Source organism: Streptomyces sp. NPDC036822 (assembly GCF_055609145.1).
This window is the reverse complement of sequence record NZ_JBVJPY010000015.1, coordinates 71,045-93,159: the sequence shown is the minus strand read 5'-3', so window position 1 is coordinate 93,159 and position 22,115 is coordinate 71,045. Positions and strand designations below refer to the sequence as shown.

Below are 22,115 nucleotides of genomic sequence, written 5' to 3'. Positions count from 1 at the left end.
TCAGTCCTTCAGTTCGTTCAGCGCGAGGACGCCGGACAGGCCGGTGCCGCGCGGCGGCGTGCCGCCGAGCTCCGCGTCGTCGGCGATGCGGCCGTCGAAGAAGCTGATCACCCGGTCCGCCGCGCTCGCGAGCCGCGCGTCGTGGGTCACGAGGACGATGCTCTGCCCGCGCTGGTGGAAGCGGGTCAGCAGCCGCATCACCTCGCGCGTGCCCTTGCTGTCGAGGCTTCCGGCCGGCTCGTCGGCGAGGAGCAGGCGCGGATGGTTGACCAGGGCCCGGGCCAGGGCGACGCGCTGCTGCTCGCCGCCGGACAGCTCTCCGGGCATGCTGCGCGCCTTGCCCTCCAGGCCGAGCTCGGCGAGGAGCGTCTCCCGCTCGGTCCGGGCCCGCCGGGCGGAGGCCCCGGCCAGCAGGGCGGGGAGTTCGACGTTGTCAGCGACGGTGAGGTTGGAGACGAGGTTGAAGAACTGGAAGACGATGCCGATGCGGCGGCGCCGCTCGACGGCCCACCGGGCCTCGCTGTAGCCGTCCGTGCACTCGCCGTCGAGCCAGAGGGAGCCGGTGTCGGGGCGCTGGAGGCCGCCGAGGAGGTGCAGCAGTGTGGACTTCCCGGCGCCCGAGGGGCCGGTGATGGCGACGAACTCGCCGTGCCGCACGGTTAGGTCGACACCGCGTACGGCATGGGCGGGGGCGCCCTCGCCGTGATGGGTCTTGCCGAGGCCCTCGGCCCGCAGCAGCGGCGCGGCGGATCCGCCGGGAGCGGCCGGTATCGGGGGTATCGCGGAGGCGTCCGTCACCGCAGGTCCTCCAGTTCCTCCTGGCAGCGCTCCAGCCAGTCGAGATCGGCCTGGAGATGCAGCATGGCGCCCTCGATCAGCAGGTGGGAGATGCGGTTGCCCCGGTCTTCGGTCGCGGCCAGCTTGGACAGGTTGCGCATGGTGTTGAGGTACTCGCGTCGCTGTTTGTTGATGAGGGCGATCTGGTCGGCGAGACCGGTCCTCGGGGCGAGGGCGAGCTTCATGAAGAACTCGTCCCGGACCCTCGGCTCGTCGGCCGTCTCCTCGAACCAGGCGCGCAGCGCTTCCTGCCCGGCGTCGGTGAGGCGGTAGATCTTCTTGTTGGGCCGGCTCTCCTGGGCGATCTCCTCGCCCTCGATGAGGCCGGACTTCTCCAGCCGGCCGAGCGTCACGTAGATCTGGCCGACGTTGGTGGGAGGGTACGCGGCGCCCAGGAGTTGCTCAAGGTCCTGCTTGAGCTCGTAGCCGTGGGCGGGCCCCCGTGCCAGGAGGGCGAGGAGCGGAAGGCGCACTCGTGCTGTCCTCCTCCGCCGGCTCCCGATGTGATGTGGGCTCTAGTATCGCCCATGCCTAACGGGTATACATGCCCGAGACGCCGGACGCCGAGGTCCTGCGCCGGTGTACAGGGAGGAACCTATGCGGTGGATGCGTGCCGCCGGTAGGGGTCTCCTGGTCACCATGATCGTTCTGACCGGATACGTCACGTCCGGGGCCTCCCCCGCGGCCGGGGAGCGCGGGGGAGGGCGCGGCCCGATGACCCTGGCCACGGCCGGGGACCTCACGGGCTATCTGGGCCGGGTGCTCGACGGATGGAACCGGGAGCATCCGGGCGAACGCGTCACGCTGGTGGAGCTGCCCGACTCGGCGGACGAGACCCGCGCGCAGATGATCACCGATCTGCGGTCCGGCGAGGGCCGGTTCGACGTCCTCAACATCGACGTGGCCTGGACGACGGAGTTCGCCGCCGCCGGGTGGATCGCCCCCGTGGACCGGACGAGGATCCCGCTCGACGGCTTCCTGCGACCGGTCGTGGACACGGCGACGTACGAAGGGCGGCTGTACGCCGTCCCGTACGTCACCAATGCCGGCATGCTCTTCTACCGCAAGGACGTGCTCGACCGCGAGGGCGAGAGGCCGCCGCGGACCTGGGCCGAACTGGAGCGCCAGGCGCGCACGATCGCGCCCCGGCACGGGCTCGGCGGATACGCCGGGCAGTTCCTGCCCTACGAGGGGCTGACCGTCAACGCCGCCGAGGCCGTGTACTCCGCGGGCGGCACCATCCTCGGCGACGAGGGCGAGCGGGTCACGGTGGAGTCGGCGGCCGCACGCGCCGGGGTCGGGTTCCTGGCCCGCGGTGTGCGCGACGGCTGGATCCCCCGGGAGGCGCTGACGTACACGGAGGAGGAGTCCCGGAAGGCGTTCCAGGACGGCCGGCTGCTCTTCCTGCGCAACTGGCCCTACGCCTACGCGGGGGCCTCCGGCCCGGACTCCCGGGTGGCGGGGAGGTTCGGCGCCGTGCCCCTGCCCGGCCCCGACGGGCCGGGCACCAGCGTGCTCGGCGGATCGAACCTGGCGGTGAGCAGCCACGCGCGCCATCCGGACTCGGCGCGCGATCTCGTCGCCTACCTCACGAGCGAGCGGGTGCAGCGGCGCGTGCTGACCGAGGGCGCGCTGCCGCCCGTGCGGGCCGCGCTGTACGGCGACCCGGCGCTGGTGCGGCGGTTCCCCTATCTGCCCGCGCTCCGCGCGAGCGTGCTCGCCGCCAAGCCGCGGCCCAAGAGCCCGCGGTACGAGCAGGTCAGCCTGGCCGTGCAGGCCGTGGTGCACGACGCCATGGCCCAGCACCAGACGCCCGAGGCGGCCGTACGACGGCTGGCCGGCGAGCTCGCGGCCATCGCCCGCCGCCGCTGACCCGCCCCGGCGCGCGCCGAGGCCCGGGGGCGGGCTTTCCCGTCCGCCGCAGGCGGCGGGGCTTCTAGTTACCCGTTAGCTATGTCTGTGACGCGTCTCCGTCGCCGATCTTCGGTATGGAACGGCACATACCCTCTCAAAGGCCGCCGGTTTCGGCGCAGTCGTTGACACCTGCTTGGCACGTCTACCTAACATGCATGCATAACCGCTATCCGCTCTGGATGGCGCGCACCCTTCACGAAGAAACAGGTCAACGGGTGATGCTCACAGCTTCCGCCGGCGACGGCCTCGCGCAGCGCCTCACACACCTCTCCGCCCATCCCTGGTGGCGCGACGCGGTGATCTACCAGGTCTACGTCCGCAGCTTCCTGGACAGCACCGGTGACGGCATCGGGGACCTCGCCGGCGTACGCGCCGGACTGGCCTACCTGAAGAAGCTCGGCGTCGACGGCATCTGGCTGAGCCCCTTCTACCCCTCGCCGCAGGCCGACCACGGCTACGACGTCGCCGACTACTGCGACGTGGACCCCGTCTACGGCGACCTGGAGGAGTTCGGCCGGCTCGTGGCCGACGCGCACCGGCTCGGGATCAAGGTCCTCCTGGACATCGTCCCCAACCACTGCTCCAGCGAGCACGCCTGGTTCCGCGAGGCGCTCGCGGCCGGCCCCGGCAGCGAGGCCCGCGCCCGGTTCCACTTCGCCGAGGGCCGGGGCCCCGGCGGTGACGAGCCGCCCAACAACTGGCACGCCATGTTCGGCGGTCCCGCCTGGAGCCGGGTCACCGAGGAGGACGGCACCCCCGGCCAGTGGTACCTCCACATGTTCACCCCCGAGCAGCCCGACCTGAACTGGCGCAACCCCCAGGTGGGCGCCCACTTCGAGCACGTCCTGCGCTTCTGGCTGGACCGGGGCGTCGACGGCTTCCGCATCGACGTGGCCGCGGGCCTCTTCAAACACCCCGACCTGCCGGACTCCGCCGACCCCGAGGCCGACGCCCGGGCCCGCGACTCGGTCAACCCGCTGGCCTGGAACCAGCCCGAGGTGCACGACGTCTGGCGCCACTGGCGGTCGGTGTGCGAGCGGTACACGGCCCGCGACGGGCGCGAGCGGCTGCTCGTCGGCGAGGTCTCCGTGCCGAACGCCAGGGAGCACGCCGCGTACGTACGCCCCGACGAACTGCACCAGGCCTTCTTCTTCGACCTCCTCGGCGCGCCCTGGGACGCCGGCTCCTTCCGCGCGGTGATCGACGAGGCGATGCGCGACATCGCCGGCACCGGCTCCACCGTCACCTGGGTCCTCAACAACCACGACCAGGTCCGCACCGTCACCCGCTACGGAGAGTCCGGCACCGAGGGCAGCGGCCTGGGGGCCGCCCGGGCGCGGGCCGCCGCCCTGCTGATGCTGGCGCTCCCCGGCGCCGCCTACATCTACCAGGGCGAGGAGCTGGGCCTCCCGGAGGTCGTGGACCTGCCCGACGAGGTGCTCACCGACCCCATCTTCCGGCGCACCGGCAGCCGGGCCCGGATCCGCGACGGCTGCCGCGTCCCGCTGCCGTGGTCCGGCCACGCCTCGCCGTTCGGCTTCAGCACCGGCGCCGAGAGCGCCAAGCCGTGGCTGCCGCAGCCCGGCTGGTTCGCCGAACACGCCACCGAACGGGCCCTCGCCGACACCCGCTCGTCCTGGCACCTGTACCGCGAGGGCCTGCAACTGCGGCGCGGCCTGCCCCAGCTGGGCGAGGGCACGCTGCGCTGGCTGGAGGCGCCTCCCGGTGTCCTGGCCTTCGCGCGCGGCGAGGGCCTCGTCTGCGCCGTGAACTTCACCGCCGCGCCGGTGCCCGCACCGGTCTCCGGCGCCCCCCTGCTGGCCAGCGGGCCCTGCCCGGCCGGCGTCCTGCCCGGATCCACCGCCGCCTGGTGGATCAGCGACCACACCACCTCGGAGGTATGACATGACGATGCGACGACGTACGGCGATGGCCTGCTGCTTGGCCCTCACCCTGGCGCTCGGGGCGACCGCCTGCGGCGGTGGCCCGGTCGGCGCGGGCGGCGGCGGTGGCAAGGAACTCGGCGGCCAGACCCTGAACGTGGCCGGTGTCTGGTCCGGCGCCGAGCAGAAGAACTTCCAGAAGGTGCTCGACGCCTTCACCGAGAAGACCGGGGCCGAGACCCGCTTCACCTCGACCGGCGACAACGTCTCCACCGTCGTCGGCAGCAAGATCGAGGGCGGCAACGCCCCCGACGTGGTCATGGTCCCCCAGGTCGGCGTGCTCCAGCAGTTCGCGAAGAAGAACTGGCTCAAGCCGCTGTCCGCGACGACCGTCAAGGCCGTCGACGCCAACTACGCGCCGGTATGGAAGGAGTACGGAAGCGTCGACGGGACGCTCTACGGCCTGTACTTCAAGGCCGCCCACAAGTCGACCGTCTGGTACAGCCCGGAGGCGTTCGAGCAGGCCGGCGTCAAGCCGCCGAAGACGTACGAGGAGATGCTCCGCAGCGGCCAGGCCGTCTCCGACTCCGGCCTGCCCGCCTTCGCTGTCGCAGGCGAGGACGGCTGGACGCTCACCGACTGGTTCGAGAACGTCTACCTCTCCCAGGCCGGCCCCGAGAAGTACGACCGGCTCGCCAAGCACGAGATCAGCTGGACCGACCCGTCCGTGGTGAAGGCGCTGACCACGCTCGGCACCCTGTTCGCCGACAAGAAGCTGATAGCCGGCGGGCAGAAGGGGGCGCTCGGCACCGACTTCCCCGGCTCCGTCGAGAAGGTCTTCGGCCCCGAGCCCGAGGCCGGCATGGTGTACGAGGGCGACTTCGTCGCCGGCATCGCCAAGGACCAGTTCGGCAGGAAGATCGGCCAGGACGCCACCTTCTTCCCGTTCCCGGCCGTCACGGGCGGCAAGGCCCCCGTCGTCAGCGGCGGTGACGCCGCCGTCGTCCTGAAGGACGGCAAGAACCAGAAGGCCGCGACGGCGTTCCTCGAGTACCTGGCGACGCCCGAGGCCGCCGCCGTATGGGCCGGGGCCGGCGGATTCCTTTCCCCCAACAAGAAGCTGGACCTCGCCGCCTACGGCGACGACACCCTGCGGCAGACCGCCAAGTCGCTGATCGACGCGGGGGACTCGGTGCGCTTCGACATGTCCGACCAGGCCCCGGCCTCCTTCGGCGGCACCAAGGGCGTGGGGGAGTGGAAGCTGCTCCAGGACTTCCTGCGCGACCCGTCGAACCCGGCCGGAACCGCGGCCGCGCTCGAAGCCGCCGCGGCCAAGGCCTACAAGGGCTGACGGACATGACCACCCTCACCCCCACTGTGGGGGCCGCGAGTCCCCGGCGGCGCGCCCAGCGCCGCCGGCGGGCCATCGCCGTGGCCTTCGTCCTGCCCGCGCTGCTGCTCCTCGGCGCCCTGGTCGTCTACCCCGTCCTCTTCTCCGTCGGCCGCAGCTTCTTCGACGCCTCCGGCAGCCGCTTCGTCGGCGGCGAGAACTACGCCGAGATGTTCCGCGACCCGGCCACGCTGACCGCGATCCGCAACAGCGCCCTCTGGGTCGTCGTCGCCCCGACGCTGCTGACCGGCCTCGGGCTCGTCCTCGCCGTCCTGGTGGAGAAGATCCGCTGGGCCACCGCGTTCAAGCTGCTGCTCTTCATGCCGATGGCCGTCTCCTTCCTCGCTGCCGGCATCATCTTCCGCCTCGCCTACGAGGAGGACCCCGACAAGGGCGTGCTCAACGCCGCCGTCGTCGGCGTGCACGACGCCTTCACGGACACCTCCACGTACCCCACGGCCCGGGCCCGCGAGGGACAGGGCTTCGACAAGGCCCCGGACGGCTCGTACGGCACCACCGACGCCGTCGCGCCGGGCCGGACGGTCCAGCTCGGACTGGTGGGCGTACCGCCCAAGGACGTGCCGGCCGACGCGAAGCCCGCCTCACCGGCGAAGGCCGGCGCGGACGAGGTGCGCGGCGCCGTCTTCCTGGACTTCACGCCCGGCGGGGCGGGACGGCCCGGCGTGATCGACCCGGCCGAACGCGGCCTGCCGGGACTGACGGTGGAGGCGCTACGGGACGGCAGGACCGCCGCCACCACCACGACCGCCCCCGACGGCTCCTTCCGCCTCACCGGACTCGACGCGTCGGGCACGTACACCGTCCGGCTGCCCGCCGCGAACTTCGCGCCCCCCTATGAGGGCGTCTCCTGGCTCGGACCGGCCCTCGTCACCCCCGCGATCATCGGCGCGTACCTGTGGATCTGGACCGGCTTCGCCATGGTGCTCATCGGCGCCGGACTGTCCTCCCTCCCGCGGGACGCGCTGGAGGCCGCCCGGATGGACGGCGCGAGCGAGTGGCAGGTGTTCCGCAGGATCACCGTCCCGCTGCTGGCGCCGGTGCTCACGGTCGTCTTCGTGACCCTGGTGATCAACGTGATGAAGGTCTTCGACCTCATCTACATCATCGCGCCGGGGCCCGTGCAGGAGGACGCCACCGTCCTGGCCACCCAGATGTGGCTCGTCTCCTTCGGCGGCGGCAACAACCAGGGGCTCGGCAGCGCCCTCGGCGTGCTGCTCCTCCTGCTCGTGATCCCCGCCATGGTCTTCAACGTCCGCCGCTTCCGCAGGAGCCAGTCATGAGCGCGACCGTCACCCCGGCGCCGTCGAAGCGCCCCGTCCCGCCGGCCGGCCCGGGCACGCCCGCCCGGCGGACATCGGGCCGGGGACCCGGCGTGCGGCTCCGCCGCATGCTCGGCAGCAGCCTCGTCCAGGCGTTCCTCGCCGTCGTCGGCCTGGTCTGGATCACCCCCGTCGCCGGTCTGCTGCTGTCCTCGCTCCGTTCGGCCGACGACAGCGCGTCGAGCGGCTGGTGGACCGCGCTGAGCGCCCCCGGGCAGCTGTCGCTCGACAACTACACGGCCGTGCTCGCCAACGCGGGCATCACCCGGGCCTTCTGGAACACGGTGCTCATCTCCGTTCCGACGACCGTGCTCGTCGTCGTCATCGCCGCACTCGCCGGCTACGCCTTCGCCTGGCTGGAGTTCCCCGGCCGCGACTGGATCTTCCTGCTCGTCGTGGCTCTCCTGGTGGTGCCCGTGCAGGTCGGGCTGTTGCCGGTCGCCAAGCTCTTCGGACAGGTGGGCCTGTTCGGGTCGATCCCGGGCGTGGTGCTCTTCCACGTCGCGTACGGGCTGCCGTTCGCGGTCTTCCTGCTGCGCAACTACTTCGCCGACATCCCGCGCGAGATGCTGGAGGCCGCGAGGATGGACGGCGGTGGCGAGTGGCGCATCCTCACACGGCTCGTCCTGCCGGTGGCCAGGCCCGCACTCGCGAGCCTGGCGATCTTCCAGTTCCTCTGGGTATGGAACGACATGCTGGTGGCGCTGCTGTTCGCGGACAGCTCCGCCCAGCCGCTGACCGTGGAACTCCAGTCGCAGGTAAGGCAGTTCGGCAGCAACATCGACGTTCTGGCCCCCGGCGCGTTCCTCTCCCTGATCGTCCCGGTCGTGGTCTTCTTCGCCTTCCAGCGCCACTTCGTGCAGGGGGTGATGGCGGGCTCGGTCAAATGACGGCCCCTTCAGGCACGCTCCTCGAGCTCGGCCAGCACCAAGGTGCCCGCGCCCGGGAACGTGAGCCGCTTCAGAGGGTGCCGGTAGGGCCAGCTCTCCGCCCGGTGGAAGCTGACGTCCGCCGGGACCGGGACACCGCGCAGGTCCACGCCGTGCGTGCCCGGCGGGAGTTCCGCCGCGGCCGCCCGCAGCGGGTCGGCGGACCCTGCCCACTCCTCGACGGGCACCGGGCGGGGCCACGCCTCCCCTGTGTTGGGGAACAGCCAGGGGGCGTCCGGGCGCCACGCACCGCCCGACCGCTCCCGGGCCGCGGCCTCCCGGGCCAGCCGCGCGTAGGTCAGCAGCAGATCGGGGAGTGACTCGGCGATCAGCGTCAGGTCGGGGAACTCCCGCAGGGTCCCGGGCGAGGACATCACCGACACCGCGCACCCCCACGCCCCCGTGGCCGGGTCGATCCGGATCTGCGCGAGCGCGTCGTACGGGCCGTAGCGGACCCGGGCGAGCGGCCAGTAGGTGCCGTCGCCCCCGAGCATGGCGTGCGTCTCGGGTGAGACCTCGTGCTCCTTCGCGCCGGGCAGCAGCAGAAGGTCGGGCAGCCCGTCGACACGTACCGCGCCGATCTCGCGGAACACGTCCCGCAGGCCGGCCGGGACCGGGACCGGCCAGCTGTCCGTCTCGCCGTCCGCGCAGCCCGGCGCAAGCTCCACGCGCGCCGGGAAGTCGGCTGCCAGGGAACGCAGTTCGGCCACCGCCCGCGCCGCCGAGTCGGACGGCACCGTGTGCCGAAGGACGGGCCGGCCCAGGAAGTCGCCGCTGACCACGCTGCGCAGCGACAGGAGCCGGCCACCGCCGGAGAGGGACGCCTCGACCTCGCTGCTGCCGGTGTCGGCGGTGTTGAACTCCAGTGAGTAGTACGGCTCCCAGCGCACCCGGCACGGGTAGCCCGGCAGCGAGGCGAGGTCGACCACGTCCGTCAGCTGGTCACCGCGGCCGACGAGCGCGGCGAGTTCGGCGTCGGGACCCTCGGCCACCGCCACACTGGGCACGGCGGTCACGAACGGCGTGTCCGCCCCCTCGCGGTGTCCGTCCGCCGTGGCGGGCGCGGGGCCGGCGAGTGAGGCCAGCCACTCCGTGAAGGTCGGCGCCAGCACCCACACCTCGCCGTCCTCCCCGAACGACGCGGCGAGCACCGGCCCCCAGTCGGCACGGTCGGCCCCGTCGACGCCGACCAGCACCTGCAGGCGGTCGCGGCCGTGTTCGCCCATTCCCCAGTACCCGTCGCGGAAGGCACGGGGGGCGTACCGGGACTCCGGTCCGAACCGGTAGGTGTCGCCCCACGATTCGTCCGGACGGGGTTCCCTGACGAGCCCACCGGTCTCCAGCAGGACCCGGCGCACCGCGGCCGGAACGGTGATCGGCCACGCGTCGAGCTCCTCCGCCGTGAAGGGTTCGGCCGCCCGCACCGTTCCGTTCGCCCGCAGAGCGGCCAGGGCCTCGTCCGCCCGTGCCATCGCCTTCGCCTCGCCGTCCACCACTGTCCCTCTCGTCCGCCCGTTCGGATCACGCCTGGTGAGGGTATCCGGAAGCGCCCGGTGGGCTGTTGCGGCGTCCGGCGCGCGTGCCGCCGGCGGTGCGCCGCCGGGGGCGGCGTCGGCCGTCGACGGGTCCCCTCGCCCCCCGCGGCCGTGCCGCTTCGGGTTTGACGCCCGGATAAGCGGCAAGCCGAACCGGCAGAGCGCTCTGCAAGCAGTGACGAACAGCCAGCCAGGAGTCACGATCCAGGAAGGCAGCCATGTCGACCCTGACCACAGTCCTCATCATCGCGGCGGTCGTCGCGGTGGTGCTGGCGGCCGGTGTCCTGCTCCGAGCCCGCACGGGCCCGGGCAGCGACAGGCGCTCCCTCAAGCGGCGCTTCGGCCCCGAGTACGACCGCACCCTCGAACGCCACGGCGGTGACGCCGAGGCCGCCCACGCCGACCTGCGCGAACGGGTCGAACGGCACGGCCACATCCGGCCGTTGCCGCTGGAGCCCGCCGTCCGTGAGCAGTACGCCGCTCAGTGGACGACGCTGCAGGAGCGCTTCGTCGACGCCCCGCGGCAGGCCGTCGCCGACGCCGTACAGCTCCTCTCGCGGATCGCGGCCACCCGGGGCTTCCCGGCCGGCGACCGGCACGACGACCAGCTCGCCGCGCTGTCGGTGCATCACCCGCGGCACGTGGAGGGCCTGCGCACGGCGCGCCGGACGGCGCACACGGAGTCCGCGTCCACCGACGAACTGCGCAAGGCCCTGCTCCACGCGCGGGCCCTCTTCGAGGACCTGACGACGGCCGGACCCACGGCCGGCGCCACGACGCGTCTGCGCGAGACGGCCACGCACCGCCGTGGTCACCTGCTCAAGCCGAAGGGAAGTGGAGCGTGATGGCACGCGAGAACCGCGACCAGTGGGCGGAGGGCCGGACCGGCGCCGACCCCCGGCAGGAGCCCCCGGCTCCTCCCGCCTACCCCGACCCGACGGGCGGCGGCGACGGATCGCACCGCGCCGAGGGCGGGGCGCGCCGCGGGGCATCCCGTGAGGCGGCACCGGCCCCGCACGCCGGCCACCCCGCGCCCGGGGCGCCCGTGGCCTCACCGCCGCCCCCGCCTCCCGCACCGCCCGCCGGGGGTGCCGCCGGGACCCCGGCGACACCGCTGTCCCGGTCGCCTCTGTCCGCAGCACCGTCCGAAGACCCCGGCGCCACGGGCCGGAACGGCGGGAGCCGTACGCAGGCTCCCGCCGTGGCCCCCGCCGCGCCGCGCGGACGGAACACGACGGACCCGCTCACGCACGACGGCCCCACCACCGGGGCCGGCCGCGAGCGGGGCGACGAAGGCCGCGGTGCCCTGCCGGGGGACGGCGCGCGCCCGGCGTCCGGTGCGGCTATGAAGACGGGTACGGCCGTGCATACGGGTACGGCGTCGGACACGGGGACGAGTGCGGGTACGGACGGGGTGACCGGCCTTCGGTCCGGTGCCGCCTCCGGTTCCGCCCCCGGTTCCGCCTCTGGTCCCGGTTCCGCCTCCGGTTCCGAGGGAGACGGCGCGGTGGAGCCGCTGCTCGGCGGCGCCGACCGGGACCGCCTCGGCGAGCGCATGCACCACGCGCTCGCCGGGTTCGTCGACTCGCCGCGGGACTCGGTCGCCGAGGCGGCCGAGGTGCTCGACGAGGTGGAGCGGCAGCTCGTCGCCTCCCTCCAGGAGCGCCGCGCCGCGCTGCGGAAGGGCTGGCAGCCGGGCGGCGACTCGGGCCACCGGGGCGTGGACACCGAGCAGCTCCGGCTCACCCTGCGCACGTACCGCGAGGTGACCGAGCGGTTGCTCTCCACCTGAGGTCGGAGTCCCGTGTCGTGGGCATGGCCGGGGCCCCCGTGGTGATCCACGGGGGCCCCGGCCATGCTGCGTGCCCGATCAGCTCGCGGAGTGGCACGGCCTTCCGCCGTCCTCGGCCGCGGTGGTGTCCTCGCCGAAGTTCCACGTCTCGACGTCGCGGTAGCGGATCGGCCCCGGGCCGCGGCCGAAGTTGCTGCCGACCAGGTGCAGACGTCCGGCGAGCCAGGGGCGGCCCGCGAAGGCGGTGAGGGCGGCGGCCACCTCGCCGACACTGGTCGTGTCGTCCCGGCGGGACCGGGCCAGCGTCAGATGGGGCCGCAGGGGCCGGTCCTCGAAGGGGACGCCACAGTCCTTGACCACGGAGCGGACCTCGGTGGCGAGCAGGTGCAGTCCGTCGAGGTCCCCGTCGACACCGCTCCACAGCACCCGCTCGTCGAAGCACCCGGAGCCCCGCAGGGCCAGCCGCAAGGGCCGGCGCGCCGCCGCGATCCGCGCCAGCGGGGCCCGCAGGAGCGCGACCGTGTCGGTAGGCACCTCGCCGAGGAACGCCAGCGTGATGTGCCAGTCCTCGATGCGGTTCCACCGCATGCCCGGGTACGCCTCGTAGGCGGGCCGCAGCTCCCGCGCCAGTTCGTCCTTCGCCTCGTCGGGCGGGGCGAGCGCTATGAAGAGGCGGACGGTCGAGGCAGGGATCGGTTCGTTCACAGAGCCTTCGTACACCACCGCCCCGCCGGTCCGGCAAGGAGCCCGGGCGTCGCTCTGCCGCGCGGTGGTCCACCGGGGCGCCCACGCACCTCAGGAGTGCGGCTTCACCTCGGGAGCGGCCGTGGCCGCGGCGAGGCGCCCGACCGTGACGGATCTTTCCGATGCCTCACGGGCCGCAAAAATTTTGCGGTGCTTGCGCTAGGCTTGCGTGTATGACGCGACGACTTGCTCAGGTGGCCAAGAAGGTGGGGGTCAGCGAGGCCACGGTCAGCCGGGTGCTCAACGGCAAGCCCGGTGTCTCGGACGCGACTCGGCAGTCCGTGCTGACCGCCCTGGACGTGCTGGGATACGAGAGGCCCACGCAACTGCGGGGTGAGCGGGCGCGTCTGGTCGGGCTCGTGCTGCCGGAGCTGCAGAACCCGATCTTTCCCGCGTTCGCGGAGGTGATCGGCGGCGCGCTGGCCCAGCAGGGGCTGACGCCGGTGCTCTGCACCCAGACCAAGGGCGGGGTCTCGGAGGCGGACTACGTCGACCTGCTGCTCCAGCAGCAGGTCTCCGGCGTGGTGTTCGCCGGTGGCCTGTTCGCCCAGGCCGACGCCCCGCACGACCACTACCGGCAGCTCGCCGAGCGGAACATCCCGGTGGTGCTCATCAACGCCCCCATCGAAGGGCTCGACTTCCCCTGCGTCTCCTGCGACGACGCCGTGGCCATCGAGCAGGCGTGGCGTCACCTGGCCTCGCTCGGCCACGAGCGGATCGGCCTGGTCCTCGGCCCCGCCGACCACGTACCGTCCCGCCGGAAGCTGGAGGCCGCCCGCGCGGCGTCGAAGGCCGCCGGACGGAAGCTGTCGGACGAGTTCGTCGAGCGGTCGATGTTCTCGCTGGAGGGAGGGCAGGCGGCCGCCGCGCGCCTGTGGGAGCGCGGCGTGACCGGGATCGTGTGCGCCAGCGATCCGCTCGCCCTGGGCGCCATCCGCGCCGCGCGCCGGCGAGGCCTCGGCGTCCCCACGGACGTCTCGGTCGTCGGCTTCGACGACTCCGCCTTCATGAACTGCACCGAGCCGCCGCTCTCGACCGTCCGGCAGCCCATCGAGGCGATGGGACGGGCCGCGGTGGAGCTGCTCTGCGCCCAGATCCAGGGGTCCCAGACCCACTCGGGAGAACTCCTCTTCGAGCCGGAGCTCGTCGTCCGCGGCTCCACCGCCCAGCCGCCCGTGGCGTAGGAGGCCCGGCCCCGTCGGGGCGTCGTCCTCGCCACGTGGGGGCCGCGCGGCCCTTCCCAGGGCGGGCCGTCCTTGAGTCCTCTACTCCCGCCCCGTCCCCTTCGTCCGGCCCGGCCTCGCCGGGCCTTCTCCGTATACGGCCCCGGCGGGCCCGGCCCCGCCGCGTCCGCCCTCCGTGTCCGGCCCCCACGTCCGGCGCCGACGAGACCCGTGGCCGGAATCGTCGTGACCTCGCCGTGATTCGCCGCGCCCCGTCCCGCGCCTACCGGCCGGTAGGCCGTTTCCGCCGGTCCGTCGGCCTCCCCGGCCGACGCCCCACCGGTGACCTGCCGTAACGCGCCTTCCCGCGTGCCTCGCCGTGACCTTCTGCGCACCCCGCTCAACTCCACCCTTGGTCACGCCCGTTGACAAAGTGGTGACCTGGTAGAAACCTGTCACCCTGGCAGCGCAAAACATTGACCGAATAACTCAAAAGTTCTGGATAGTCGCTGTCATTTCCTCGCCATCGCCATGTCAGGTACCTGGCGAAAGCTCCTGTCATCGTCCACTCGGCGCACCGGCACGTGTGCCCCGTCGCCCTGCCCTCCGCCGACCGGCACGTCGGCGGAGGACCGGATGACGAGCCGCGGCCGCCTGCCCGGATCACGGAACAAGAGGCCATCATGAGAGGCACACACCACGGTCGGCGGCTGCTCGCCGGCGCGGTGACAGCCGGCTTGATCGCGGTCGGGCTGCTGCCCGTCACCGCCCACGCGGCTCCCCAGGCCGCACGCGCGGCCGAAGGACCCAATCTGGCTCTCGGCAAGTCCGCGACGGCCGGCGGCGCCCACGGCGCCTACCCGGCCGGCAATGTCACCGACGGCAGCCAGCAGACGTACTGGGAAGGCCCGGCCGGCTCCTTCCCGCAATGGGTCCAGGTCGATCTCGGCGGCAGCGTCCGCGCCGACCGCGTGGCACTGAAACTGCCCACGGGGTGGGAGGCGCGGGGCCAGACCCTCGCCGTGCAGGGCAGCACCGACGGCAGCGCCTTCAGCACCCTGTCCGCGGCCGGCGCCCGCACGTTCGACCCGGCCGGCGCGAACACCGTCTCCCTCGGCTTCACCGCGGCCACGGTCCGTTTCGTCCGCGTGCAGGTCAGTGCCAACACCGGCTGGAACGCGGCGCAGCTGTCCGAACTCGAGGTGTACGGAGAGGACGACGGGGGCCCGGTCGATCCCCCGGTGAACGGCTCGAACCTCGCGCGCGACAAGCCGATCGAGGCCACCTCCACGACCCAGACCTACGCCGCGACCAACGCCAACGACGACAGCGTCACCAGCTACTGGGAGTCGGCGGGATTCCCGTCGAGCCTGACGGTGAAGCTCGGCGCCAACGCCGATGTCCAGGCCGTGGTGGTCAGGCTCAACCCCGACCAGGTGTGGGGCGCACGGACCCAGTCCCTCCAGGTCCTCGGACGGGAGCAGTCGGCCTCCGGGTTCACCTCCCTCAAGGCCCGCGCCGACTACGCCTTCAGCCCGTCGTCCGGGCAGAACACCGTCACGATCCCCGTGACGGGCCGGTACGCCGACGTCCGGCTCACGTTCTTCTCCAACACCGGCGCCCCCGGCGCCCAGGTGGCGGAGTTCCAGGTCGTGGGAGCCGCGGCGCCCAACCCCGACCTCACCGTCACCGGCCTCGCCTGGGCCCCGGCCACGCCGTCGGAGACGGACAGCGTCACGGTCAACGCCACCGTGCGCAACGCCGGGACCGCTCCCGCGGCCGCCACCACGGTCGACGTCAGTCTGGAAGGCGCGGTGGCGGGCTCCGCCTCCGTGCCCGCTCTCGCCGCCGGGGCCTCGGCGACCGTCCCGGTCACCGTGGGCAAGCGCCCGATGGGCTCGTACACCGTCTCGGCGGTGGTCGACCCGACCGACACGGTCGCGGAGCAGGACAACACCAACAACAGCCGCACGGCGTCCACGAAGCTGGTCGTCGGCCAGAGCCCCGGCCCGGATCTGCGGGTCACCGGGATCGCCACCAACCCCGCCGCCCCGGCGGTCGGCGCCCCGGTCGGCTTCTCCGTGACGGTGCAGAACCGCGGCACCGCCGGTGTCGCGGCCGGTACGGTGACCCGACTGGTGGCGGGCGCCACCACGCTGAACGGCACCGCCAGCGCGATCGCCGCGGGAGCCAGCGTCACCGTCCCGATCAGCGGCACCTGGACCGCCACCAACGGCGGCGTCACACTGACCGCCACGGCCGACGCCACGGGCACGGTCGCCGAGACGGACGAGAACAACAACACCTTCTCCCGCTCCGTCGTCGTCGGGCGCGGTGCGGCGGTGCCGTACACCGAGTACGAGGCGGAGGACGCCCGCTACCAGGGCACCCTCCTCACCAGCGACCAGAAGCGGACCTTCGGCCACACCAACTTCGCCACCGAGTCCTCCGGCCGCCGGTCGGTTCGCCTGACCTCCACCGGCCAGTTCGTGGAGTTCACCTCCGCCAACGCGGCGAACTCGATCGTCGTACGCAACTCGATCCCGGACTCCGCCTCCGGCGGCGGCGCCGAGGCGACGATCAGCCTCTATGTGAACGGCTCCTTCAACCGGAAGCTGACCCTGTCCTCGAAGCACAGCTGGCTGTACGGGACGACGGACGACCCCGAGGGCCTGACGAACACGCCGGGGGGCGACGCGCGCCGGCTCTTCGACGAGTCCCACGCGCTGCTGGCGCAGAGCTACCCGGCCGGAACCACCTTCCGGCTGCAGCGCGACGCGGGTGACACGGCCTCCTTCTACATCATCGACCTGATCGACCTGGAGCAGGTGGCTCCGCCCGCCTCCCAGCCGGCCGGCTGTGTGTCGATCACGACCTACGGCGCGGTGCCCAACGACGGTATCGACGACACCGACGCGATCCAGCGCGCGGTGACGGCGGACCAGAAGGGGGAGATCCCCTGCGTGTGGATCCCGGCGGGCCAGTGGCGCCAGGAGCAGAAGATCCTCACCGACGACCCGCTGAACCGCGGGATCTACAACACGGTCGGCATCCGCGACGTGACGATCCGCGGCGCCGGCATGTGGCACTCGCAGCTCTACACCCTCACCCCGCCGCACGAGGCGGGCGGCATCAACCATCCGCACGAGGGCAACTTCGGCTTCGACATCGACCACAACACCCAGATCTCCGACATCGCGATCTTCGGCTCCGGCACCATCCGCGGCAACAACGGCAACCTGGAGGGCGGCGTCGGCCTCAACGGCCGGTTCGGCAAGAACACCAAGATCAACAACGTCTGGATCGAACACGCCAACGTCGGCGTGTGGGCCGGCCGCGACTACACCAACATCCCCGAGCTGTGGGGCCCGGGCGACGGCGTCGAGTTCTCGGGCATGAGGATCCGCAACACCTACGCCGACGGCATCAACTTCGCCAACGGCACCCGCAACTCCACCGTCTACAACTCGTCCTTCCGCAACAACGGTGACGACGCGCTCGCCGTCTGGGCCAGCAAGTACGTCAAGGACACCTCGGTGGACATCGGCTCCAACAACCACTTCCGCAACAACACGATCCAGCTGCCGTGGCGCGCCAACGGCATCGCGATCTACGGCGGTTTCGGCAACACCATCGAGAACAACATCATCTCCGACACCATGAACTACCCGGGCATCATGCTGGCCACCGACCACGACCCGCTGCCCTTCTCGGGCGAGACCCTCATCGCCAACAACGCCCTCCACCGCACCGGTGGCGCGTTCTGGAACGAGGACCAGGAGTTCGGGGCCATCACCCTGTTCGCGCAGGGCCAGCCCATCCCCGGCGTCACCATCCGGGACACCGACATCCACGACTCGACGTACGACGGCATCCAGTTCAAGACCGGTGGCGGCGAGATGCCGAACGTGAAGATCACCAACGTCCGGATCGACAAGTCGAACAACGGGTCCGGCATCCTCGCGATGAGCGGCGCCCGGGGCAGCGCCACGCTGACCAACGTGACCGTCACCGACTCGGCCCAGGGCGACGTCCTCGTCGAGCCGGGCTCGCAGTTCGTCATCAACCGCGCCGGCTAACGGGTCCGCCGCGGTGAAGCACCGGCGAAGGCCGCCTCGGTCCCGGCCACGGCGGTGGCCGGGACCGAGGCGGCCCGCACCGGCCGCCCCCACGCACCACCCCACATCCCCCCCGTACCCACCCGACCCACGTATCCGACCGAGCCGTGCCGCGCTCCCGAGGGGCGCGCGGCCGAGAACGAGGACCGATGAGAATCCGGAACTGGAGATCGCGGAGCCTGAGCGCCGCGATCGCGACGAGCCTCCTGGCGTTGGGCGGTCCCCTGATGACCGCCCAGGCCGCCGGGGGACCCAACATCGCGCTGGGAGACGCGGCCGCGGCGAGCAGCGCCCACGCCGAGTACGGCGCGCCCCACATCACCGACGGCAACCAGGGCTCGTACTGGCAGAGCGCCGGGGCGGCCCTGCCGCAGTGGGTGCAGGCCGACCTGGGCACCACCACCCGCGTGGACGAGGTCGTGCTCAAGCTGCCGGCGGGCTGGGAGAGCCGCAGCCAGACCCTCTCCGTCCAGGGCAGCGAGGACGGGACCAGCTTCGCCACCCTGAAGAGTTCCGCCTCCTACACCTTCACCCCCGGCGCGGCCAACACGGTGACGGTGGGCTTCCCGGCGACCCGCGCGCGGTTCGTACGGATCGACATCACCGCCAACACCGGCTGGCAGGCGGCCCAGCTGTCGGAACTCGAAGTGCACGCGGCCGACGGGACCTCCGCCAACCTCGCCGCGGGCCGGACCCTGACCGCGAGCAGTCACACCGAGGTCTACAGCGCGCCGCACGCGAACGACGGCAACCGCGCCACCTACTGGGAGAGCGCCAACAACGCCCTTCCGCAGTGGCTGCGCGTCGACCTCGGCTCGTCCGTACGGGTCGACCGGGTCGTCCTGCGGCTCCCCGACACCTGGGAGCCCCGCAGCCAGACCCTCAAGATCCAGGGCAGCGCGAACGGCACCGACTTCACCGACCTGACCGCCGCGCGGGCGTACACCTTCGACGCGGCGAGCGGGCGCTCGGCGACGATCACCTTCGACGCCACGACCACCCGCCACGTCCGCGTCCTGGTCACCGCCAACAGCGTGCAGCCCGCCGCCCAGATCTCCGAGTTCGAGGTCTACGGACCCACGACCGGCGACACCCAGGCACCGACGGCCCCCGCCGGCCTCGCCTTCACCGAGCCGGCCGCCGGCCAGGTCAGGCTGGTGTGGAACGCCTCCGGCGACGACACCGGCGTCACCGGCTACGACGTCTACGCCAACGGCGCCCTGCTCACGAGCGTCGCCGGAAACGTCACGACCTACACCGACACCCGGCCCGCGAACCAGACGGTCACCTACCACGTCCGCGCCAAGGACGCCGCCGGCAACCAGTCGGCCGACAGCAACACCGTCACACGCCGGGCGGACACCGGCGACACACAGGCGCCCACGGCCCCCGCCGACCTCGCCTTCACCGAGCCGGCCGCCGGCCAGGTCAGGCTGGTGTGGAACGCCTCCGGCGACGACACCGGCGTCACCGGCTACGACGTCTACGCCAACGGCGCCCTGCGGGGCAGCGTCGCCGGCAACGTCACCACCTACACCGACACCCAGCCGACCACCGCCACGGTCACCTATCACGTCCGCGCCAAGGACGCGGCGGGCAACCAGTCCGCCTCCAGCAACTCCGTGACCCGCAACGGCAGCGGCGGCGGCTCCAACCTCGCGGTCGGCAAGCCGGTCAGCGCCTCCTCCGTGATCCACACCTTCGTCGCGGAGAACGCCAATGACAACAACACGACCACCTACTGGGAGGGCGCAGCGGGCAGCTACCCCCAGACCCTCACCGTCAAGCTCGGCGCCAACGCCGACGTCAGCGGTCTCGTGCTGAAGCTCAACCCGGACTCCGCCTGGGCGGCCCGCAGCCAGACGATCGAGGTCCTCGGCCGCGAACAGGGCGCGTCCGGCTTCAGCGGCCTCGTCGCCGCGAGGAGCTACACCTTCGATCCCGCGAGCGGGAACAGCGTCACCGTGCCCGTCACGGCCCGGGTCGCCGACGTGCAGCTGAGGTTCACCGCCAACTCCGGATCCTCGGCCGGACAGCTCGCCGAGTTCCAGGTGATCGGCGTACCCGCCCCCAACCCCAACCTGCAGGTCACCGGCCTGAGCACGTCACCGGCCGCCCCCGTGGAGTCGGACGCGATCACCGTGCACGCCACCGTGCGCAACAGCGGTCCCGCCGCCGCCCCGGCGAGCGCGGTCGCCCTGCGGCTGGGCGGCACCAAGGTGGCCACCGCGCAGGTCGGCGCGCTGGCGGCCGGCGCGCAGACCACGGTCAGCGCCTCCCTCGGGGCCCGCGACGCCGGTACGTACCAGCTGAGCGCGGTCGCCGACGAGGCGAACGCGGTCGTGGAGCAGAACGAGTCCGACAACACCTTCACGAGCCCCACGTCGCTCGTGGTCAAGCCGGTCTCCAGCTCCGACCTGATCGCCGCGGCCGTGACCACCTCGCCCTCCAGCCCCGCGGCGGGGGACACCGTGTCCTTCAAGGTGGCGCTCAGGAACCAGGGGACGGTGGCGACCGCGGGGGGCGGTCACGGCGTGACGCTGTCCCTGGTCGACTCCAAGGGCGCCACGGTCAAGACCCTGACCGGTGCCCATGAGGGCGCCCTCGCACCCGGTGCGGCGGTGGACGTCCCCCTCGGCCCGTGGACCGCGGCCAACGGCTCGTACACCGTGAAGGTCGTCCTCGCCGACGACGCCAACGAGCTTCCGGTGAAGCGTGCCAACAACACCTCCACCCAGCCGCTCTTCGTGGGACGCGGCGCCGACATGCCGTACGACATGTACGAGGCGGAGGACGGCACGGCGGGCGGCGGCGCCAAGGTCGTCGGCCCCAACCGGACGGTCGGCGACATCGCCGGCGAGGCCTCGGGCCGCAAGGCCGTGAACCTGGACGCGACGGGGGAGTACGTCGAGTTCACCACCCGCGCCTCCACCAACACCCTGGTGACCCGGTTCTCGATCCCGGACGCACCGGGCGGGGGCGGCATCGACTCCACGATCGACGTCTACGTCAACGGCGTCCTGAAGAAGGCCCTCCCGCTGACGTCGAAGTACGCCTGGCTGTACGGCGCCGAGACCGCGCCCGGCAACTCGCCCGGGTCGGGCGCCCCTCGCCACATCTACGACGAGGCGCGCCTCCTGCTCGGCGAGACCGTGCCCGCCGGCAGCCGGATCCGGCTCCAGAAGGACGCCGCGAACACCTCCACCTACGCGATCGACTTCGTCAACCTGGAGCAGGTCGCGCCGACCGCGAACCCCGACCCGGCGGCCTACACCGTGCCGGCCGGGTTCACGCACCAGAACGTGCAGGACGCGCTCGACAGGGTCCGCATGGACACCACCGGCAAGCTGGTCGGCGTCTACCTCCCGGCGGGCGACTACCAGACGTCGAGCAAGTTCCAGGTCTACGGCAAGGCCGTGAAGGTGGTCGGCGCGGGCCCCTGGTACACCACGTTCCACGCCCCCGCCACGCAGGACAACACCGACGTCGGGTTCCGGGCGGAGGGCACGGCCAAGGGCTCGTCGTTCTCCGGCTTCGCCTACTTCGGCAACTACACCTCGCGGATCGACGGCCCGGGCAAGGTGTTCGACTTCGCGAACGTCTCCGACGTCGTGATCGACAACATCTGGAACGAGCACATGGTGTGCCTGTACTGGGGCGCCAACACCGACCGGGTGACGATCAAGAACTCCCGGATCCGCAACATGTTCGCCGACGGCATCAACATGACCAACGGGTCGACGGACAACCTGGTGACCAACAACGACGCCCGGGCCACCGGTGACGACAGCTTCGCGCTCTTCTCCGCGATCGACGCGGGCGGCGCGGACATGAAGAACAACATCTACGAGAACCTGACCAGCACCCTGACCTGGCGGGCGGCCGGTGTGGCCGTGTACGGCGGCTACGCCAACACCTTCCGCAACATCCACATCGCCGACACTCTGGTCTACTCGGGGATCACCATCTCCTCGCTGGACTTCGGGTACCCGATGAACGGTTTCGGCACCGATCCCACCACCTTCGAGAACATCTCGATCGTGCGGGCCGGCGGCCACTTCTGGGGCTCCCAGACCTTCCCCGGGATCTGGGTGTTCTCCGCGTCCAAGGTCTTCCAGGGCATCCGGGTCAACCACGTCGACATCGTCGACCCCACCTACAGCGGCGTGATGTTCCAGACGAACTACGTCGGCGGGCAGCCGCAGTTCCCCATCAAGGACACGGTCTTCAGCGACATCTCCATCACCGGCGCCCGCAAGAGCGGGGACGCCTACGACGCCAAGTCCGGCTTCGGTCTCTGGGCCAACGAGATGCCCGAGTCCGGACAGGGGCCCGCGGTCGGTGAGGTGACCTTCAACGGCCTGGAACTGAACGACAACGCCGTGGACATCCGCAACACCACCTCCACCTTCAAGATCAACATCAACCCCTGACCCCTGCCGGGAGGCGCCCCGCGAGAAGCCGGGGGCC

The 22,115-nt window shown here is 72.1% G+C and carries 14 protein-coding genes; 10 read left to right on the top strand and 4 right to left on the bottom strand.

All coding sequences use genetic code 11. The features are described from left to right. Nucleotides 1-798, bottom strand: a complete 798-nt coding sequence (locus ACZ68P_RS28230; RefSeq protein ID WP_471011030.1) for an ABC transporter ATP-binding protein — start codon at nt 796-798, stop codon at nt 1-3. Further along, nucleotides 795-1,310, bottom strand: coding sequence for a PadR family transcriptional regulator (locus tag ACZ68P_RS28225; RefSeq protein WP_471011029.1), 516 nt, complete (start codon nt 1,308-1,310; stop codon nt 795-797). Before ACZ68P_RS28225 ends, ACZ68P_RS28230 begins: the two co-directional genes overlap by 4 nt. Before the next feature lie 124 nt (nt 1,311-1,434). Here ACZ68P_RS28225 and ACZ68P_RS28220 point away from each other — a divergent pair, with 124 nt between their 5' ends. The 5 genes from ACZ68P_RS28220 to ACZ68P_RS28200 all read left to right on the top strand — a co-directional run bounded on the left by ACZ68P_RS28220 (nt 1,435) and on the right by ACZ68P_RS28200 (nt 8,254). After that, nucleotides 1,435-2,709: an ABC transporter substrate-binding protein gene (locus tag ACZ68P_RS28220; RefSeq protein WP_471011027.1), complete on the top strand. Its 1,275-nt coding sequence runs from the start codon at nt 1,435-1,437 to the stop codon at nt 2,707-2,709. A gap of 260 nt (nt 2,710-2,969) precedes the next feature. Beyond that, nucleotides 2,970-4,655 carry a glycoside hydrolase family 13 protein gene (locus ACZ68P_RS28215; protein ID WP_471011025.1) on the top strand — a complete coding sequence of 562 codons (1,686 nt, stop codon included), beginning with the start codon at nt 2,970-2,972 and terminating at the stop codon, nt 4,653-4,655. Nucleotide 4,656: 1 nt separating this feature from the next. Continuing rightward, nucleotides 4,657-5,985 carry an ABC transporter substrate-binding protein gene (locus ACZ68P_RS28210; RefSeq protein ID WP_471011023.1) on the top strand — a complete coding sequence of 443 codons (1,329 nt, stop codon included), beginning with the start codon at nt 4,657-4,659 and terminating at the stop codon, nt 5,983-5,985. 5 nt (nt 5,986-5,990) lie between these two features. Continuing rightward, entirely contained in the window at nt 5,991-7,325 is a 1,335-nt protein-coding gene (locus ACZ68P_RS28205; RefSeq protein WP_471011020.1) for a carbohydrate ABC transporter permease, read from the top strand. A gap of 107 nt (nt 7,326-7,432) precedes the next feature. Further along, entirely contained in the window at nt 7,433-8,254 is an 822-nt protein-coding gene (locus tag ACZ68P_RS28200; protein WP_471011159.1) for a carbohydrate ABC transporter permease, read from the top strand. Nucleotides 8,255-8,262: 8 nt separating this feature from the next. On the opposite strand, the gene ACZ68P_RS28195 is transcribed toward ACZ68P_RS28200, so the two are convergent. Continuing rightward, nucleotides 8,263-9,786 (bottom strand): SMI1/KNR4 family protein, encoded by a 1,524-nt coding sequence (locus ACZ68P_RS28195; protein WP_471011019.1) that lies wholly within the window; start codon nt 9,784-9,786, stop codon nt 8,263-8,265. A 260-nt stretch (nt 9,787-10,046) separates the two neighbouring features. Here ACZ68P_RS28195 and ACZ68P_RS28190 point away from each other — a divergent pair, with 260 nt between their 5' ends. Continuing rightward, nucleotides 10,047-10,673: a hypothetical protein gene (locus ACZ68P_RS28190; RefSeq protein WP_471011017.1), complete on the top strand. Its 627-nt coding sequence runs from the start codon at nt 10,047-10,049 to the stop codon at nt 10,671-10,673. A 662-nt stretch (nt 10,674-11,335) separates the two neighbouring features. Continuing rightward, nucleotides 11,336-11,620 (top strand): hypothetical protein, encoded by a 285-nt coding sequence (locus ACZ68P_RS28185; RefSeq protein ID WP_471011015.1) that lies wholly within the window; start codon nt 11,336-11,338, stop codon nt 11,618-11,620. 78 nt (nt 11,621-11,698) lie between these two features. On the opposite strand, the gene thpR is transcribed toward ACZ68P_RS28185, so the two are convergent. After that, nucleotides 11,699-12,325 carry an RNA 2',3'-cyclic phosphodiesterase gene (gene thpR, locus ACZ68P_RS28180; protein ID WP_471011013.1) on the bottom strand — a complete coding sequence of 209 codons (627 nt, stop codon included), beginning with the start codon at nt 12,323-12,325 and terminating at the stop codon, nt 11,699-11,701. Nucleotides 12,326-12,537: 212 nt separating this feature from the next. On the opposite strand from thpR, the gene ACZ68P_RS28175 reads away from it, so the two are divergent. From ACZ68P_RS28175 to ACZ68P_RS28165, 3 genes are all read left to right on the top strand, one after another. Then, a complete protein-coding gene (locus ACZ68P_RS28175) occupies nt 12,538-13,548 on the top strand; it encodes a LacI family DNA-binding transcriptional regulator (RefSeq protein ID WP_471011011.1) in 1,011 nt (336 codons plus the stop codon). A 662-nt stretch (nt 13,549-14,210) separates the two neighbouring features. Continuing rightward, on the top strand, nt 14,211-17,606 hold the full coding sequence (locus ACZ68P_RS28170; RefSeq protein ID WP_471011008.1) for a CARDB domain-containing protein: 3,396 nt from the start codon (nt 14,211-14,213) through the stop codon (nt 17,604-17,606). 188 nt (nt 17,607-17,794) lie between these two features. Next, a complete protein-coding gene (locus ACZ68P_RS28165) occupies nt 17,795-22,078 on the top strand; it encodes a discoidin domain-containing protein (RefSeq protein WP_471011007.1) in 4,284 nt (1,427 codons plus the stop codon). The last annotated feature ends 37 nt before the right edge of the window (nt 22,079-22,115 follow it).

Bases quoted from the DNA above. Each gene is read 5' to 3' on its own strand.
- ACZ68P_RS28220 (WP_471011027.1), top strand. From the start codon at position 1,435: ATGCGGTGGATGCGTGCCGCCGGTAGGGGTCTCCTGGTCACCATGATC.
- ACZ68P_RS28215 (WP_471011025.1), top strand. From the start codon at position 2,970: ATGCTCACAGCTTCCGCCGGCGACGGCCTCGCGCAGCGCCTCACACAC.
- ACZ68P_RS28210 (WP_471011023.1), top strand. From the start codon at position 4,657: ATGACGATGCGACGACGTACGGCGATGGCCTGCTGCTTGGCCCTCACC.
- ACZ68P_RS28205 (WP_471011020.1), top strand. From the start codon at position 5,991: ATGACCACCCTCACCCCCACTGTGGGGGCCGCGAGTCCCCGGCGGCGC.
- ACZ68P_RS28200 (WP_471011159.1), top strand. From the start codon at position 7,433: ATGCTCGGCAGCAGCCTCGTCCAGGCGTTCCTCGCCGTCGTCGGCCTG.
- ACZ68P_RS28190 (WP_471011017.1), top strand. From the start codon at position 10,047: ATGTCGACCCTGACCACAGTCCTCATCATCGCGGCGGTCGTCGCGGTG.
- ACZ68P_RS28175 (WP_471011011.1), top strand. From the start codon at position 12,538: ATGACGCGACGACTTGCTCAGGTGGCCAAGAAGGTGGGGGTCAGCGAG.
- ACZ68P_RS28170 (WP_471011008.1), top strand. From the start codon at position 14,211: ATGAGAGGCACACACCACGGTCGGCGGCTGCTCGCCGGCGCGGTGACA.
- ACZ68P_RS28165 (WP_471011007.1), top strand. From the start codon at position 17,795: ATGAGAATCCGGAACTGGAGATCGCGGAGCCTGAGCGCCGCGATCGCG.